This is a genomic window from Nocardia sp. NPDC051833 (assembly GCF_040681225.1).
Classification (GTDB): Bacteria; Actinomycetota; Actinomycetes; order Mycobacteriales; family Mycobacteriaceae; genus Nocardia.
Map to the genome: position 1 here is coordinate 646263 of NZ_JBFAYK010000002.1, position 15326 is coordinate 661588.

The following is a 15326-nucleotide window of genomic DNA, read 5'->3' on the forward strand; positions in this document are numbered from 1 at the left end:
CCGCCAATGCCGGTGCGCAGCCGCCGACGGCCAACGTGGGTTTCTCCCCGGCCCGCCGGCCTAGCGTTGTGATCAGGAAATGCTGCGGAAGAAGGTGCGGATGTCTTCTGCGAGTAGTTCCGGCTCCTCCATCGCGGGGAAATGGCCGCCCTCGGTGAACTCGCTCCAGTGGGCGATCGCCTTCCACGGGTCCAGTGCACGGCGCATGAGTGGGTGGGTGTCGAAGACGGCCCATGCGGACGGCACGTCGGCGGCCATGATCCAGTCGAGTCCGGAGTGCTCGCCCTCGTAGTAGAACTGCGCGCTGGACTCGCCGCTGCGGGTGAACCAGTACAGGCTGATGTTGGTGAGGAGCTGGTCGCGGTCGACCGGCGGCCGGGAGGCACCGGACCAGGTCGTGAATTTCTCGGCGATCCACGCGAGCTGACCGACCGGCGAGTCGGTGAGCGCCGCGCCGATCGTGTCGGGGCGGTGGTTCTGGATCTCGAGATATCCCCGCTCGGCGGCGACCTCGGTGCGCACCGCCTCGAGCTGGGCGATCTCGTCCTCGGACAGACCGTCCGGGAGCGGGAGCTTGTCGCCGACGAACGCGAGCAACCGGGAGTCGGCGCCGGTGTGCGTGCCGATGACCCGTTCGGGGTGCAGCGCCGCGAGGCGGCCGATGACACCCGATCCGATATCGGTGCCGTGGGCCGCGAACCGCTCGTAGCCCAGCCGCGTCATGATCTCGGCGTAGGCCTCCGTGGTCCGTGCCAGCTCCCAGCCGGTCCCCGACAGTGGGGTGGAGAACCCGAAGCCGGGCAGCGACGGGACGACGAGGTGGAACTCGTCGGTCAACAGCGGGATGAGGCGCTGGTACTCGACGAACGATCCGGGCCAGCCGTGGCTGAGGAGCAGCGGGATGGCCCGCGGGTTCGCCGAACGCACCTGCACGACGTGGAACGTCTGGCCGTCGACAACCGTCGTGAACTGTTCGTGCTCATTGAGTTTCGCCTCCTGCGCACGCCAGTCGAACGCGTCGCGCCAGTACTCGGCGAGTTCCTTCAGGTACGGCAGCGGGATGCCCCGGCTGAAGTCGGTGCGGTCGTCTCGGCCCGGCACGGGGATCGGCCAGCGCGTGTGGGTCAGCCGGGCGCGAAGGTCCTCGATATCGGCCTGCGGGATGTCGATGCGGAAGGGAGTGAGTGCGCTGTTCTCGTTCATGCCACCCAGGCTCCCGGGTAATGCGGCAGGATAGCTTCCGCAATTGCTGGAATGATCGAGATTGTGTTGGAAACCTCGGCCCGCCTGCTCGAGCTGTTGTCGTTGCTGCAGCTCAAACGGGACTGGACGAGCGCCGAGCTCGCCGGTCGGCTCGCGGTGAGCACGCGGACGGTGCGCGCCGACATCGGCAAGCTGCGGTCGCTCGGCTATCCCGTCGACGCGCGTCCCGGCGTCGCGGGTGGGTACCGGCTGGTCGCCGGGACGGCGATGCCGCCGCTGCTGCTCGACGACGACGAGGCCGTCGCCGTCGCGGTCGGACTGGGTGCGGTCGCGACCCAGCGGCTCGGTGTCGAGGAGACATCGCTGACCGCGCTCGCGAAGCTGGAGCAGGTGCTGCCGTCTCGCCTGCGTCGGCGGGTCGAGGCGGTGCGCGAGGCGACGAGCGTTGTTCCAGGAGCCGAGCCGCCGCTCGATCTGTCGGGCCTCGCAGCGGTCGCTACCGCGATTCGCGGTCATGAGCGGCTCCGGTTCGGCTACACCAAGCCAGGGGGCAGCGAAAGCGCCCGCCACACCGAGCCACAGCGGCTGGTGAGCTGGGGTTCGCTCTGGTACCTGCTCGCCTGGGACCTCGACCGTGCCGACTGGCGGATCTTTCGGGTCGACCGCATGGTCGCCCACACGCCGACGGGCGCGCGGTTCCAGCCGCGCGTGATCCCGGCGGACGAGGCCGTCGACTACGTCGTGCGACGCGTCAGCAAGGCCGCCTGGCAGTACCGCGCCCGCGTCCTCGTGCACGCTCCCGCCGCCGAGGTCGCCGCGAAGATCCGGATCCCGGTCGATATCGAGGTGGTCGACGAATCCACCTGCCGGGTCGAGCTGGGTTCCACCGACCCGGACCGGCTCGCACTGTGGGTCACCCAGCTCGACCTCGATATCGAGGTGATCGACGGCGACGAGCTCGCCGAGGCGTTCGATCGCCTCGCGGCGAGGTTCCGCCGCGCGGCGAGCAGCCCACCCGCGAGGTGATCACCCGGCGAGGTTGACGATGCCGCGGACGGCGAACAGCGTGCCGAAGCCGAACAGCACCGACAGGGTGAGGGCCCTGCTGTGCGCGAGCATCCATTTCTCGAGGACGGCGAGGCCGTGTTCGGCATGCTCGCCGACGATGATGAAGATCCCGATCGGAATGATGAAATCGGCGACGGCCGCGACGAGCAATACCAGGGTGGCGACGAGCGCCGCGCCGGTACCGACCGCCGCACTGGAGATGGCGCTCATCCCCGCCAGCATGATGAACAGATTCGGGTTGAAGACACCGAGCACCACGCCCAACGCGAAAGCTTTACGCGGACCGGCCGAGTCGAGTTCGGCGAGTAGTTTCGGTCGCTCGGCGGTCGGTCGGGGTTTGCGGTACAGCAGCCAGCCGCCGATCGCCAGGAACAGCAGGCCCACGATGAGTCCGGCGTAGGCGGAAGTCCGGGCGGACGTCGCCGCCGGATCGGACGCGCCACCGAGCACCGCGGCCAGCGCGACCAGGAAGTAGACGACCAGGAATCCGGCGCCCAGCATCGACGCGTTGCGTACCGGCTCGCGCGAACGCAACAGCAGGACACAGCCGATGACCGCACCGGGGGTGATCATCAAGCCCAGGATCTCGGGCAACAGCAGGAGCAGTAGTCCACCCACGTCAGGACCTCCGTCGCTGGTCGATCCGGACCTCGGCGTCGGCGTAGGCCGACAACGTCGATTCCCCGATCGTGCTGGATGCCGGATAGAACTCGATCTCGATGCCTTGACTGTCGAGCAGTTCGTCGGTCCAGACCGCGCGGATCTGCGGGTCGATCCCGCTCAGGTAGAGGCGTCCGCCCACCTCGTCGAGGCGGCGCGCGTAGTCGGCGATGATGTGCAGGAAGGTCGAGCTGACGCTGGCGCGGCCCCGCAGGCGCAGGATGACGACGCACCCCGTCGCTCCGGTCGGGTCGGGCAGTCGCGTCTGCAAGGTCCGGGCGCCCGCGTAGAAGAGGCTGCCGTAGACGTCCAGGATCACGATCTCGTTGTCGGACAGGCGTTTCGGCACCGTCGACTCGAGCAGGTGGTCGCCCTCCACCCGCAGGCGCACGACCTTCAGATCGATGGCCTCCTGGTTCATCTGCATCAGCAGCGAGATCGCCACACCGACCCCGACCGCCGAGGTCACCGGCAGCAGCAGGGTCGCGACGAAGGTGACGCCCAGGGCGGTGCGCGAGATGGTGCCGCTGCTCCAGATCGCCATCACCCGGTCCGGATCCATCGAGCCGACCGCGGCGACGATGAGGATCGCCGCCAAGGTCGGCATCGGCACCCGGCCCACGACACCGCTCAGCGCGACGAGGATGACCAGGATCCACAGTCCCGACCACATCGCCGCCCACCTGGTCCGCGCGCCGGAACTCACGTTGATCGCGGTCTGGCCGACCGAACCACCCACCGGCATCCCGCGGAACAGGGCGGCGAAGACATTGCCGATGCCCTGCGCGCAGAAGTCACGGTCGGTCTTCGCGCGGGAACCACTCGGGTTCGGCGACGATTCGGCCACCCCGGCGCCCTGCACCAGGACGATGACGGTCACCGCGAGCGCACCCGCGATCAGCGACGGCGACAGCACACTCAGCTCGGGCACCTGCGGCAGGGGAAATCCGCGAGGAATCTCACCGGAATCCGAGACGGTCGCCACGCCATCCCAGCCCAGACCGATCACCAACGCGGTCGGCACGATGAGACCGGCCAGCGAGGCGACGGTGCGGAACCTGGTGCGGGCCAACGCGACCAGCAGCACGATCGCGAGCCCACCGACGACGGCCGAGGGCCAGTGGATCTGCCGCGGGTGCAGCACCACGTGCACCGCCTTCAACGCGGCCACCGACCCCTCCGACGGCGCGCCGACCAGCACGGGCAACTGGCCGAAGACGATATTGGCCGCGACGCCGAGCAGGAAGCCGGTCATCACCGAATGGGAGACGAACCGGGTGTAGCGGCCCAGCCGCAGTGCGGCAGCGGCGATCATCGCGATGCCGCCGATCAGGGTCAGCACGACCATGGCGGCCGAGCGGTCCTCGGGGTCGAGATCGGTGAGCACCGAGCCGGCCGCCAGGGCCGACGCGCTGGTCGTGGTGATCACCATGAGCCGCGTGCTGGTGCCCATCCCACCGAAGAAGCGCCCGGCCAGGCTCGCGTAGAGCCCGTGGACCGGGCTGACGCCGGCCAGCATGCCCGCCGCCATGCCGTCGGGGACCCCGCCGATCGCGCCGGGAACTCCCGCGACGACATCGGCCTTGGTCATGCGCTGCCCCGCGAATGGGTTACGCATGCCACGCACCTGCCGGCCCACCGAGCAGTCCCTGTGCGGCGATCATCTCAGTCCTCGAGTCTGGCGCCGACCGTGTGCACAACGATCACTTTCGGGTCGAACGGCACGAGATCGTCCACCACGTCCTGTAACTCGGCCACCGGTGGTAGCTGCTGCGGGCCGAGCACCGAGACCGTCGCGGTGTCGCCCTGCAGCGTGACGTCGATGACCTGTGCCCCCGGCGCGTCACCCAGCCAGTCCCGGGTCGCGTCGGCGATCTGCCTGGCCCACAGGGTGGACAGCGAATTGATCACCATCGGAATCGCGACCAGCACCAGCGCGGCACCGAGCACCAGATACGCGCGACCACGCCGGGCCGAGGAAGCCTCCGCCTCCCCCGCGTAGCCAGCGATGAGCAGCACCGCCGTCACCGTGATGATCATGGCGAGGACGTTCGACGCGAACAACACGAACGCGCCGAGCGCGAGCGAAGGCGCGTCCGAGCCCAGGCAGACCCCCACCACACCCAGTGGCGGCACCAGCGAGATCGCGATCGCCACACCGGGCAGCACATCACCGACATCACGCCGGGTGATGGCCACCGCTGCCACCAGCCCGGTGGCCAGCGCGGCGGTCAGATCCATCAGTTTCGGCGAGGTCCGCCCGACCACCTGTGCGTTCGTCAGCACGTTGACCGGATTCGGCAACACCTGCGCGAACACGAACCCGAGCGCGACGACCACCACGATCCCCGCCAGCACCAGAATCAGGCTGCGCCCGACCAGTGCCGCGCGTCCGGTGACCACGCCCAGCGCGACACCGAGGATGGGCACCGACAGCGGCGCCACGATCATCGCGCCGATCACGGTGGCGGTGGAGTCACCGATGACACCCGAGATCGCGATCACCGCCGAGAGCACCAGCATGATCCAGAACGCCGACCGCTTCGCGGTGACCGCACCGACCGACAGATCGAGTTTGTCGGTGAGCTCGTCCAGCGATCGGCGTTGATCCGCGGGAACCAGGAAGTCCAGTGCGGGCATCACGGCGTCACGATCGAGAAATCCGGATCGGGGGCATCGAGGTAGCCGACGAGTTCGGTCAGCGTGCTCGCGTCGCCCTCGACCGTGACCCGACCGGCGGTGATCATGTCCGGCAGCGACTCGCCGCCGAGCAGCGCCGCCCGCAGGTCTTGCTCGGTCAGGGCGAACCTCGCGTCCGCGGGTGGGAGATCGCCGTCGACGTCGAAGTGGACGAGCAGCCCATTGCGGAGGTGCGTGCGATGCACCGGCCCGCCCTGCACCCGCCAGTCGATGACGATCGTCGCCGACCAGGCCCGCGGGCCGTCGATCCGCAGGGCGAGGGCGTCGAAGAGCTGCTCCACCGACAGCGCCGCCTGAATATCCGGCGAAGCGGTCACCGTCGGTGTTCCGACTTTGCCGTTGCGCAGTTCGTAGGCGCCCATCAGGAAGAAGTTGCGCCAGGTGCCGTTCTCGGACCCGTAGCCGAGCTGCTCGAGTGTGTCGGCTTGCAGCGCTTTCGCTTCGGTGTTGTCCGGCTCGGCGAAGACGACATAGTTGAGCACCTGGGCAACCCAGCGGAAGTCGCCTTCCGCGTAGGCCTTGCGGGCCTTGGCGATCACCTCGTCCGCGCCGCCCATGAACTCCACGTGCCGGATCGCCGACGCGACCGGCGGATGCTGCCACAGGGTGGCCGGATTACCGTCGAACCAGCCCATGTACCGCTGATAGATCGCCTTGACGTTGTGGCTGACCGAACCGTAGTAACCGTGGGTCGACCACGAGTTCTCGAGCGACGGCGGCAACTGGATGTCCTCGGCGATCTCGATCCCGGTGGCGCCCTTGTTCAATGCCCGCAGCGTCTGGTCGTGCAGGTAGCCGTAGAGGTCACGCTGGATCGACAGGTACTCGGTGAGCCGGTCGGTGCCCCAGGTCGGCCAGTGATGGGAGGCGAACACGACATCGGCGCGGTGCGCGTAGCGGTTGATCGCCTCGGTCAGGTACTTCGACCACACGTGTGGGTCACGCACGAGCGCGCCGCGCAAGGTCAGCAGATTGTGCAGGGTGTGCGTGGCGTTCTCGGCCATGCACAGCGCGCGCCGGTCCGGGAAGTAGAAGTTCATCTCCGAGGGCGCCTCGGTCCCCGGCGTCATCTGAAACTCGATGGCGACGCCGTCGATCGTCACGGTCTGACCTGTGTGGTCGATGTAGACGGTCGGCAGGATCAGCGTCGGCGTGCCGGTGGAGGTCGTCGGTCCCAGTCCCGCGCCGACCGCGCCCAGCGGTCCGCGCGGTAGTGCGGCACCGTACATGTAGGCCGCGCGCCTGCCCATCGCGGTACCGGCGTACACGTTCTCCTCGACGGCGTGCTCGGTGAACCCGACCGGTGCGATGACCGGGACTGTGCCCGCCTCGACGTCGGCGTCGGACATGACGCCCTTGACCCCGCCGAAGTGGTCGATGTGGGAGTGCGAGTAGATCACCCCGGTCACGGGGCGATCGCCACGGTGCGTGCGATACAGGGCGAGGCCGGCGGCGGCGGTCTCCGCCGAGATCAACGGATCGATCACGATCACGCCGGTGTCGCCTTCGATCAGGGTCATGTTGGACAGGTCGAGGCCACGGATCTGGTAGATGCCGTCGGCGACCTCGTACAAGCCTTGCATCGCAACCAGTTTCGACTGCCGCCACAGGCTCGGGTGGACCGTGGGCGGGCACTCGTCGTCGAGGAAGGAGAACGTCCCGCTGTCCCACACGACGTCACCGTCCGCGTTGCGCACCACGCCCGGCGACAGCGAAGCGATGAACCCCCGCTCGGCATCCGCGAAATCCTGGGTGTCGCCGAACGGTAGCGTGCGTGCGGCCTGCTCGTTGCCCGCTTCGATACTGGCCGAGGCTTCCTGCTGACTGGTCATCGGTTCCCTTCCCACGACAATGAGCAACACCGACCGGTTCCCGCGCAGGCGGAGGCCGCCTCCGCAGCATCACACCGCGACGCCGCCGCGACCTCATCCGAACGGGATGAACTTGGCCGAGCGTCTGATCACGCGATCGGCGACGGGTCGGCCGCAATGTCGTGCGCGGACGTCCAAGCCCCCCATCGTGTTCTGAGCTAGGCGGTCGGATCGGGGTGGGAAACAGCGGCGGCGGAATGCCACTGTCCGTCGGGATAGGTGATGTACAGGGGTCCGAGGTTGCAGGGTGTCAGGCAGCCGGTCGGGGTGACGAGGGCGTCGGGATGGGTGGCGCGCAGACTTCGGTGAAGCTCGGCGGCTCCGTACGCGGTGCAGCGCGGACCGCGGCAGACCAGGATGTGGCCGGTGTGCCGCGGAATCTCCGACCAGGCGGGGCTGCGGAAAGCGCGGGGGCTCGCGGTGACGGGCGTGCCCGGTTCGCGCATACGGGTGCGGATGACGTCGGTGAATCCGGTGGCGGTGTCGACGCCGTCGGTGCGGCGGATGTCGAGGTCGATGGCGCGGGTTTCGCGCCAGTTGGCGACCGCGCGATCGATCCAGGTCTCCAGGTAGCGGTCGCGCGGCACGGCCAGCGGGATGAGGGTGACCGCGACATTCTCCGCGGCGGCCGCGTCGAGAACCTCGTGGATCGTTGGTTCGCCTTGGTCGAGGAGGGCGTAGCCGAGGCCGCAGGCGCGCGCGAGCGCATCGACGGCGGGCACGTCCACGCCGGACGGGGTGGGACGGGCGACGAGGAGGTGGCGGCGGTTCACGCGGTCCGCACCTCGCGGCCGGCCGGGACCACCAGCGGGGTACCCGTCATCGGGTCCTCGATCACCGCGCAGGTCACGCCGAAGACGTCGGCGACCAGGTCCGGGCGCACGATGTCGGCCGGGGCGCCCTGCGCGACCACCCGCCCGTCCTTCATCGCGATCAGGTGGTCGGCGTAGCGGGCGGCCAGATTCAGGTCGTGCAGCACCGCGATGATGGTGCGCGGCAACAGGTTCCGCAGCACGTCGAGTATGTCGAGCTGATGTGCCAGGTCGAGGAAGGTGGTCGGCTCGTCGAGCAGCATCACCTCCGGTTCCTGCGCGATGGCCAGTGCCAGCCACACCCGTTGCTTCTGCCCGCCGGAGAGCTGGTCGAGGGTGTGGTCGATCAGGTCGAGGGTGTCGGTGGCCGTCAACGCGGCACGCACCGCGGTCTCGTCCGCCGCCGACCACTGCCGGAACCACCGCTGGTGCGGGTGCCTGCCGCGCCCGACGAGTTCGCCGACCGTGATCGAGTCGGGGGCGACCGGCTGCTGCGGCAGCATGCCGAGCCTGCGGGCCACGGTCCTGGCGGGCTGGGGCGCGAGGTCCGCGCCGTCGAGCAGCACCGCACCGGCACTGGGCGGCAGGAGCCGGGCCAGGCCGCGCAGCAGGGTCGATTTGCCGCAGCCGTTGCGGCCGACGATCACGGTGAACCGGCCCGCGGGGAAGTCGACGGTGGCGTCGGTGACGATCGCGTTGTCGCCGTAGGTGAGGGTGAGCGCGTCGGTGGTGAGATGTGCGGTCATCCAGCGTGTCCGATCCGGGTTGCGCGGGCGAGGAGATAGACGAGGACGGGCGCGCCGAGCAGCGCGGTCACCACACCGACCGGCAGTTCCGCCGGGAACAGCGACCGGGCGGCCAGATCGGCGCCGACGACCAGCAGCGCACCGGTGGCGGCGGCGGGCGCGAGCCCGGCACCACGTTCGACGAGCAACCGACGCACGATCTGCGGCGCGACCAGCGCGACGAAGGCGACCGGTCCGGCCGCCGCGGTGGCCAGGGTGGCGGCTGCGGCGGCGAGCACGACGAGGGCGGTGCGGTGCGGTCCGCGCTGCCCCGCCAGCGAATTCGCGAGTTCGTCGCCCAGCTCGAGCAGCGGCAGCGAGCGGGCGAGCACCAGCAGCGGTGGCACGACCACGACCAGGGCCGCGGCGGCGAACCACACATGGTTCCAGTCGCGATTGGCGAGGCTGCCGGTGAGCCACATGGCGGCCGTGTGCGCCTGGTACACGCTGGCGGTAGTCAGGACGTACGAGATCGCCGAGGTCAGTATGGCGGTCACGCCGATGCCGACCAGGACCAGGCGGTAGCCGTCGAGGCCGTCCTTGGTCGCCGCCACGACGATCAGCGCCATGGCCACGAACGCACCGGCCAGCGCACCGCCGACGAGTGCCACCCCGGCACCGCCGAGCACCACGCTCACCACCAGCGCGCCCAGCGAGGCGCCGGCGTTGATGCCGATGATCTCCGGGCTGACCAGTGGATTCGTCGCGATGCGTTGCAGGATCGCACCGGACAGCGCGAACGCGGCACCGACCCCGAGCCCGGTGAGCGCCCGCGGCAGCCGGTCGGCGACCACCACGTCGTATTCGATGAGGGTGCCACCGCCCGAGAGCACCCGCAGCACGTCGACGACGTCGAGCGGAAAGTGACCGACCGTCAGCGAGTAGGCGGCCACCCCGAGCGCAGCGGCGGTGATCAGTGCCGTGAGCCTCAGGGATCGACGTTGGACGCGGATCACGATCCGCCGGCTCGGCGAGCGCACCAGCAGGGTGCCTGCGGGCAGCACCCGCCGTTCGGTCGTCGTCACAGCGTGGCCACCTTCCGGTTGCGCACCAGATAGAGGAAGAACGGCGCGCCCGCGAAGGCGGTGACGATGCCGACCTGGATCTCCACCGGCCGGGCGACGAGACGGCCCAGGATGTCGGCGAGCAGCAGCAGCGACGGCCCGAGCACCGCCGACCACGCCAGCACCCACCGGTAGTCCTGGCCCGCGAAGAACCGCGCGATGTGCGGAACCACCAGCCCGACGAACGCGATGGGCCCCGCGATCGCCACGGCGGCACCGGCCAGCAGCACGGCACCGGTGGCGCCCAGCGCGCGCACCGCGCCGAGGCGGGTGCCGAGGGTGCGGGCCAGGTCGTCGCCCATGGCGATCGTGTTCAGCGGCCGCGCCACCACTGTCGCCAGCACCGCGCCCGCCACGATGAACGGTGCGATCGCCCAGACGGATTCGCTGTCGGCCCGGGTCAGCGACCCGACCACCCAGAACCGGAAGTTCTCGAACTTCGTCCGGTCGAGCAGGGTGATGGCGGTGGTGATCGACCCGCACAGCGCGGCGAACGCGGCACCGGCCAGGGCCAGCTTCACCGGCGTCGCGCCGCCGAAGCCGAGGGATCCCAGCGAGTAGACGAAGACCGCTGCCACAGCGGCGCCGAGGAAGGCGAACCAGACGTAGCCGGCCGGCGTCGCCACACTCAGCCCGCCCATGGCGAGCACGATCGCCAGCGAGGCCCCCGCGTTGATGCCGAGCAGACCCGGGCCGGCCAGTGGATTGCGGGTCAGCCCCTGCATCACGGCACCGGCCAGCGCGAAGGCCGCACCGGCCAGCACCCCGGCGACGGTGCGCGGCAGGCGAATGTAGCGGACGATGTGGTCGTTGTCGGAGCCGGTGAAATCGGTGAACGCCGCGATCGCCTGACCCGGGGGCACGGCGTTGGCCCCGATCAGGATCGATGCGGCACCGATGACGGCCAGCACGGCCCCGGCCACGAGCAGGCCGGGACCGCGAACCGCGCGCGTCACCGTCCGAACAGCTCGGGGTGGATCAGCTCGGCGACCAGTTCGGTCGCGTGCGCGATCCGCACGCCCGCGGCCCGATCCGCGAACAGGAACGGGTGCACCTTCCCGGCCCGAACGGCGGTGAGGGTGGCGAAGGCCGGGTTGCCGACGATCCGGTCGACCTGCGGCTTCGCATCGGCACGGGTGTAGGTCGCCTTGCAGCACTGGCTGGTCAGGATGATGTCGGGGTCGCGGGCGATGAGCTCCTCGGCACCGATCTGGACGTTGCGGCGCGCGGTGAGGTCGGCGAAAGCGTTCACCCCGCCCGCGGCCTCGATGATCTGGGTGACGAAATCGATGCCGCCCGCCACCTGAAAAGTGCCGTCTTCCTTGGGCGAGACCACCGCGACCCGCGGCCGCGAGGCGGTGCCGACCTTCGCCCTGACCGCGTCGATTCGGGCGCTCAGGTCGGCTACCACCTCCTCGGCCCGTCCCGGGACACCCCAGAGGGCGCCCAGGTCACGCAGGTCGGCGTAGACATTGTCGAAGCGCACGGTCCTCGGGTCGATCGCCTCGTCGGCCAAGCCGTCCGCACTCGGGCACAGCGGGCTCAGCACCCAGGTGCGTACCCCGAGTTCGTGCAGGCTCGCACGGGTACCGACGCTCTGCTGCGCGGACTTCGCGAACACCCCGTTGAACCCCGACAGCACGAAGTCCGGATTCTGGGCGAGCAGTTCGTCGCGGCTCGGCAGCTTCTCGACGTAGGCCGACTTCGCCTGTGCGTCTTGATATTCGGGCAGCACGGTGGAATCGAGGAAGGCGGTGCCGACCAGGCGGTCGGTCACGCCGAGCGCGTGCGCGATCTCGATCGAGGGCTGATACGCGGCGTAGATCCGCTGCGGTGGCGCCGGAACGGCGATATCGATTCCGCAATTGGCGCGGGTCACGGCAGGCGCGCCGTCGGCGTGCGGGCCGGGTTGCACGCCGCAGCCGGCGATGACGATCGCACAGGCGATCAACGCGCCGCTACGTAGGCGCGTCAGAACAGACAGGGTCACGGTGTCGGCCTTCCAGGTCCTCGTGGAATGGGTGTACTAGGCCGTGGCCGGTCTCCTGGCTGACGGGGGTTGTGCGCGGCGGATCCACCTTCCCAGGACACAAGTGCCCCAGTGGCTCCGGTCGACAGGTGTCGTCCGGATCGATCCGCCGCTCCCGATCACAGTGGCGAGGGCCGCACCGGTTTTCTCACCGGTTTCCCGAACACCACGGCTCGGGCACTGTATCAAGATCACGATTCCGGCCGGTCGGTCGGCACCGATTTCGGACTATTCGGATATTTCACCTGCGCAGGACCTGGTCAGCTCGGGCGCTGCCCCCGAGGCCTCAGAGGCGCGACGGGCATCAGCTACTGCAGGGCGATGTATTTGGTGTCGAGGTATTCCTCGATGCCCTCGATGCCGGCTTCCCGACCGAGGCCGGATTCTTTGATTCCGCCGAACGGGGCCGCGACGTCGGAGATGAGTCCGCGGTTCACACCGACCATACCGGCTTCGATCGCCTCCGACACTCGCAGCGCCCGGTGCAGGTCACGGGTGTAAATGTAGGCAGCCAAGCCATATTCGGTGTTGTTGGCGGCGGCGATGCCCTGGTCCTCGTCGTCGAAGCCGGTGATCGCGGCGACCGGCCCGAATACCTCTTCACGCAGAATGCGCGCATCGGCGCTGACGTCGTTCAGCACGGTCGGGGCGTAGAAGTAGCCGTCGCCGTCAGCACAGGCGCCGCCGGTGGTGACCACCGCGCCCTTGGTGACGGCGTCGATCACCAGTTCGTCGACCGAGTGTCGCTGCTTGTCGGTGATCAACGGGCCGACCTGCACGCCGTCGAGGTGGCCCGGGCCGATGGCAAGCCCACGCATGCGTTCGGTGAGGCGGGCAGTGAATTCGGCGCGGACCGCGTTGTCGACGTGGAAGCGGTTCGCGGCGGTACATGCCTGTCCGGTGTTGCGCATCTTGGCGGCCATCGCTCCCTCGACCGCGACGTCGATGTCGGCGTCGGCGAACACGACGAATGGCGCGTTGCCGCCGAGTTCCATCGAGGTGCGAAGCACCGAGGTGGCTGCGCGCGCGAGCAGGTGCTTGCCCACCGCGGTGGATCCGGTGAAGGTGAGCTTACGAAGCCTCGGGTCCGCGAGCATCGGGTCGGTCAGCTGCGCTGATCGAGAGGTCGGCAGGATCGACAACACACCGGGTGGCAGGCCGGCCTCGGCGAAGATCTGGCCGAGGAACAGCATCGTCAACGGCGTTTCGGAGGCGGGTTTCACCACCACTGTGCAGCCGGCGGCGAGCGCGGGGCCGATCTTGCGGGTGCCCATGGCCAGGGGGAAGTTCCACGGTGTGATCGCCAAGGTCGGGCCGACGGGCTGTTTGGTCACCAGGATTCGCCCGTTCCCCGAGGGGGAGAGTGTGTAGCGGCCGTTGATCCGCACGGCTTCCTCTGCGAACCAGCGCAGGAATTCACCGCCGTAGCCGACCTCGGCGTAGCTGTCGGGCAACGGCTTGCCCATTTCCAGGGTCATCAGCAGGGCGAAGTCGTGTCGGCGTGCTGTCACCAGTTCCCATGCCCGGTGCAGGATTTCCGCGCGCCTTCGGGGCGCTGTCGCCGCCCACGCCGGTTGCGTTGCGGCTGCGATGGTCAGGACCTGCGCGCCGTCGGCGGGGTCGGCGTCGGCCACTTCGACCAGGACCTTTCCGGTGGCAGGGTCGTAGACCGGGAACCGCGACCCGCCGGCCGCCGGAGCTTGGTGCCCGCCGATCCACAGGTCGGTCGGCAGCGTGGCCAGGAAGGCGTCGATGTCGGTCATCGGCGGCCTGCCGCGGCGTGCAGGACGTCGTCGAGCACGGTAATGGCCTCGTCGAGCAGGGCGTCGCTGATCACCAGGGGTGGCAGCAATCGGATCACGTTGGAGTGGGTGCCGCAGGTCAGCAGGACCACGCCCTGGGCGAGGGCTTCCGCAGCTATCCATTTGGTGAGGTCGGGGTCTGGATCGGTGGAGCCGGGGTGGACGATCTCGATGGCCAGCATCGCGCCGCGGCCACGAACGTCGCCGATGATTCCGGTCCGGTCGGCCGCTTCGTGCAACCGTGGTTTGATCGCGCGCTCGATCGCCCGCGCCCGGGCAGGCAGGTCGAGTTCGCGCATCGTGCGCAAGGTGGCCAGCGCGGCCGCGCAGGACACCGGGTTTCCGCCGTAGGTGCCGCCGAGTCCGCCCGGATGCACCGCATCCAGGAGCTCGGCGCGGCCTGTGATCGCGGCCAGGGGCATACCGCCAGCGATGCCCTTGGCCATGGTGATGATGTCGGGCTCGATCTGCTCTGGTTCACTGGCGAACCAGGCGCCGGTGCGGGCGAAACCGGTTTGCACCTCGTCGGCGATGAACACCACATCGTGCCGCTTGGCCCAATCGGCCAGCGCGGGAAGAAAACCCGGGGCCGGGGTGATGAAGCCGCCTTCGCCCTGGATCGGTTCGATGATGATCGCTGCCAGCGATTCGGCGCCGATCTGCCTGTCGATCTGCTCGATGGCGCGGCGTGCGGCGAGCTCACCGGTCAGCCTGTCGCGGTAGGGATACGAGGCAGGCATCCGGTAGATCTCGGGCGCGAATGGCCCGAACTGGGTCTTGTAGGGCATCGACTTCGCGGTCAGTGCCATGGTCAGGTTGGTGCGGCCGTGGTAGGCATGGTCGAAGGCGACAACCGCGGTCTTGCCGGTGGCCAGCCGCGCCACCTTGACGGCGTTTTCCACCGCCTCGGCGCCGGAGTTGAACAGGACGGTGCGCTTGTCGTGTGCGCCCGGGGTCAAGGCCGCCAGTTGTTCGGCGACCTCGATGTATCCCTCGTACGGGGTGACCATGAAGCAGGTGTGGGTGAAGCGACGGGCCTGCTCGGCCACCGCGGAGGCCACCTCCGGGTTGGCGGCGCCAACGGTGGTCACCGCGATCCCGGAGCCGAGATCGATGAAGGAGTTGCCGTCGACGTCGACGATCACCCCGCCATCGGCGTCGGCGGCATACACCGGGACCGCAGAACCGACCCCGGCCGCGACAGCCTGTCCGCGCCGCTTCGCCAGGGCGGCAGAACGCGGCCCAGGCAGCGCGGTGACGATGGAGCGCTGTTGCGCGAGACGATAGGCGATGTCGGTCATCAGAGAGACTCCAGGTGAATAGATCGGAAGG

At 69.2% G+C, this 15326-nt stretch carries 13 protein-coding genes and 1 riboswitch; of the genes, 1 reads left to right on the forward strand and 12 read right to left on the reverse strand.

Translation table 11 applies throughout. The features are described from left to right. Positions 1-72 precede the first annotated feature (72 nt). Positions 73-1203 carry an epoxide hydrolase family protein gene (locus tag AB0L91_RS21040; protein ID WP_365012266.1) on the reverse strand — a complete coding sequence of 377 codons (1131 nt, stop codon included), beginning with the start codon at positions 1201-1203 and terminating at the stop codon, positions 73-75. A 63-nt stretch (positions 1204-1266) separates the two neighbouring features. On the opposite strand from AB0L91_RS21040, the gene AB0L91_RS21045 reads away from it, so the two are divergent. Next, positions 1267-2229, forward strand: coding sequence for a WYL domain-containing protein (locus AB0L91_RS21045; protein WP_365013668.1), 963 nt, complete (start codon positions 1267-1269; stop codon positions 2227-2229). Here AB0L91_RS21045 and AB0L91_RS21050 read toward each other — a convergent pair whose 3' ends face one another. The 11 genes from AB0L91_RS21050 to gabT form a co-directional block, all read right to left on the reverse strand. Beyond that, complete coding sequence (locus AB0L91_RS21050; protein WP_365012268.1) at positions 2230-2889, reverse strand: GAP family protein; 660 nt, start codon at positions 2887-2889, stop codon at positions 2230-2232. 1 nt (position 2890) lies between these two features. Further along, positions 2891-4549: a SulP family inorganic anion transporter gene (locus tag AB0L91_RS21055; protein ID WP_365012271.1), complete on the reverse strand. Its 1659-nt coding sequence runs from the start codon at positions 4547-4549 to the stop codon at positions 2891-2893. A 47-nt stretch (positions 4550-4596) separates the two neighbouring features. Continuing rightward, positions 4597-5571 (reverse strand): DUF389 domain-containing protein, encoded by a 975-nt coding sequence (locus AB0L91_RS21060; protein ID WP_365013671.1) that lies wholly within the window; start codon positions 5569-5571, stop codon positions 4597-4599. Next, on the reverse strand, positions 5571-7463 hold the full coding sequence (locus tag AB0L91_RS21065; RefSeq protein WP_365012274.1) for an alkyl sulfatase dimerization domain-containing protein: 1893 nt from the start codon (positions 7461-7463) through the stop codon (positions 5571-5573). Before AB0L91_RS21065 ends, AB0L91_RS21060 begins: the two co-directional genes overlap by 1 nt. A gap of 197 nt (positions 7464-7660) precedes the next feature. Further along, on the reverse strand, positions 7661-8275 hold the full coding sequence (locus AB0L91_RS21070) for a (2Fe-2S) ferredoxin domain-containing protein (RefSeq protein ID WP_365012276.1): 615 nt from the start codon (positions 8273-8275) through the stop codon (positions 7661-7663). Continuing rightward, positions 8272-9060, reverse strand: coding sequence for an ABC transporter ATP-binding protein (locus AB0L91_RS21075; protein ID WP_365012277.1), 789 nt, complete (start codon positions 9058-9060; stop codon positions 8272-8274). Before AB0L91_RS21075 ends, AB0L91_RS21070 begins: the two co-directional genes overlap by 4 nt. Continuing rightward, positions 9057-10124 (reverse strand): iron chelate uptake ABC transporter family permease subunit, encoded by a 1068-nt coding sequence (locus AB0L91_RS21080; RefSeq protein ID WP_365012280.1) that lies wholly within the window; start codon positions 10122-10124, stop codon positions 9057-9059. Before AB0L91_RS21080 ends, AB0L91_RS21075 begins: the two co-directional genes overlap by 4 nt. Then, the gene (locus AB0L91_RS21085) at positions 10121-11119 is read right to left on the reverse strand and encodes an iron chelate uptake ABC transporter family permease subunit (protein ID WP_365012282.1); all 999 of its coding nucleotides are present in this window, start codon (positions 11117-11119) and stop codon (positions 10121-10123) included. Before AB0L91_RS21085 ends, AB0L91_RS21080 begins: the two co-directional genes overlap by 4 nt. After that, positions 11116-12153: an ABC transporter substrate-binding protein gene (locus AB0L91_RS21090; RefSeq protein WP_365012285.1), complete on the reverse strand. Its 1038-nt coding sequence runs from the start codon at positions 12151-12153 to the stop codon at positions 11116-11118. The genes AB0L91_RS21085 and AB0L91_RS21090 overlap by 4 nt, the downstream gene beginning before the upstream one ends. A 27-nt stretch (positions 12154-12180) precedes the next feature. Then, a riboswitch (cobalamin riboswitch) is annotated at positions 12181-12378 on the reverse strand. Positions 12379-12500: 122 nt separating this feature from the next. Then, on the reverse strand, positions 12501-13955 hold the full coding sequence (locus AB0L91_RS21095; RefSeq protein WP_365012287.1) for an NAD-dependent succinate-semialdehyde dehydrogenase: 1455 nt from the start codon (positions 13953-13955) through the stop codon (positions 12501-12503). Next, the gene (gene gabT, locus AB0L91_RS21100) at positions 13952-15295 is read right to left on the reverse strand and encodes a 4-aminobutyrate--2-oxoglutarate transaminase (RefSeq protein ID WP_365012289.1); all 1344 of its coding nucleotides are present in this window, start codon (positions 15293-15295) and stop codon (positions 13952-13954) included. The genes AB0L91_RS21095 and gabT overlap by 4 nt, the downstream gene beginning before the upstream one ends. Positions 15296-15326 lie beyond the last annotated feature (31 nt).

What these genes read in the sequence shown, in the direction of transcription:
- AB0L91_RS21040 (WP_365012266.1), bottom strand. Translation starts at nt 1,203, where the DNA reads ATGAACGAGAACAGCGCACTCACTCCCTTCCGCATCGACATCCCGCAG.
- AB0L91_RS21055 (WP_365012271.1), bottom strand. Translation starts at nt 4,549, where the DNA reads ATGCGTAACCCATTCGCGGGGCAGCGCATGACCAAGGCCGATGTCGTC.
- AB0L91_RS21060 (WP_365013671.1), bottom strand. Translation starts at nt 5,571, where the DNA reads ATGCCCGCACTGGACTTCCTGGTTCCCGCGGATCAACGCCGATCGCTG.
- AB0L91_RS21065 (WP_365012274.1), bottom strand. Translation starts at nt 7,463, where the DNA reads ATGACCAGTCAGCAGGAAGCCTCGGCCAGTATCGAAGCGGGCAACGAG.
- AB0L91_RS21075 (WP_365012277.1), bottom strand. Translation starts at nt 9,060, where the DNA reads ATGACCGCACATCTCACCACCGACGCGCTCACCCTCACCTACGGCGAC.
- AB0L91_RS21095 (WP_365012287.1), bottom strand. Translation starts at nt 13,955, where the DNA reads ATGACCGACATCGACGCCTTCCTGGCCACGCTGCCGACCGACCTGTGG.
- gabT (WP_365012289.1), bottom strand. Translation starts at nt 15,295, where the DNA reads ATGACCGACATCGCCTATCGTCTCGCGCAACAGCGCTCCATCGTCACC.